Here is a 1,368-nt window from a genome sequence, read left to right as displayed (position 1 = left end):
TGTACGAGCTTGAGCCTGCTCCGGGCACGAAGAGCTCCCGGGTGATCTCCCTCGCCGACGACATTGCGCGCTCGATGAGCGCGGTATCGGCGCGTGTCGCGGTGGTGCAGGGCAAGAACGCGATCGGCATCGAACTGCCCAACGCCAAGCGCGAGACCGTCTTCCTACGCGAGCTGCTCGCCTCCCAGGACTTCGAGGGCACCAAGCACAAGCTGGCGCTCTGCCTCGGCAAGACCATCGGCGGCGAGCCGGTGATCGCGGACCTTGCCCGCATGCCGCATCTGCTCGTCGCCGGCACCACCGGCTCGGGCAAGTCGGTGGCGATCAACACCATGATCCTGTCGATCCTCTACCGGCTGAAGCCGGAGGAGTGCCGGCTGATCATGGTCGATCCCAAGATGCTCGAGCTCTCCGTCTATGACGGCATCCCGCATCTGCTCACCCCCGTCGTCACCGACCCGAAGAAGGCGGTGGTCGCGCTGAAATGGGCGGTGCGCGAGATGGAGGAGCGCTACAAGAAGATGTCGAAGCTCGGTGTGCGCAACATCGACGGCTTCAATGTCCGGGTCGGCGAGGCGCTCGCGGCAGGAGAGGTCATCACCCGCACGGTCCAGACCGGCTTCGACAAGCATTCGGGCGAGGCGATCTACGAGGAGGAGGCGATGGACCTGTCGCCTCTGCCTTACATCGTCGTGATCGTCGACGAGATGGCCGACCTGATGATGGTCGCCGGCAAGGAGATCGAGGGCACGATCCAGCGCCTGGCGCAGATGGCCCGTGCCGCCGGCATCCATGTGGTCCTCGCGACGCAGCGTCCCTCGGTCGACGTCATTACCGGCACGATCAAGGCGAACTTCCCGACCCGGATCTCCTTCCAGGTCACCTCGAAGATCGACTCGCGCACCATCCTGGGCGAGATGGGCGCCGAGCAGCTCTTGGGCCAGGGCGACATGCTCTACATGGCCGGCGGCGGCCGGATCACCCGTGTGCACGGCCCGTTCGTCTCGGACGCCGAGGTCGAGAAGGTCGTGGCGCATCTGAAGACGCAAGGCCGGCCGGATTATCTCGACGCGGTCACCGCCGAGGAGGAGGCTGCCGGGGCCGAGGACGAGGACGGGGCGGTCTTCGACAAGACCGGCATGGGCCAGTCCGAAAGCGACGACCCCTATGAGCAGGCTGTCCAGGTCGTGCTGCGCGACAAGAAGGCCTCGACCTCCTACATCCAGCGCCGCCTGCAGATCGGCTACAACCGCGCCGCCTCGATCATGGAGCGGATGGAGAACGAGGGCATCGTCGGCCCCGCCAACCACGCCGGAAAACGCGAGATCCTCGTCGAGACCGGAAGGGCAAGGGAAGACGAAGAGTGAG

1 protein-coding gene is annotated in these 1,368 nt (G+C 65.8%); it reads left to right on the top strand.

Translation table 11 applies throughout. The features are described from left to right. Window positions 1–1,367, top strand: a 1,367-nt coding sequence (locus tag AC3WLC_RS32060; protein ID WP_493687910.1) for a DNA translocase FtsK, incomplete at its 5' end; no start/stop codon positions are given. Between the last annotated feature and the right edge of the window lies 1 nt (window position 1,368).

It is taken from the genome of Allobosea sp. GW821-FHT03A12, assembly GCF_058986765.1.
The sequence above is the reverse complement of the archived record's forward strand: the minus strand, read 5'-3'. Positions and strand labels throughout refer to the sequence as shown.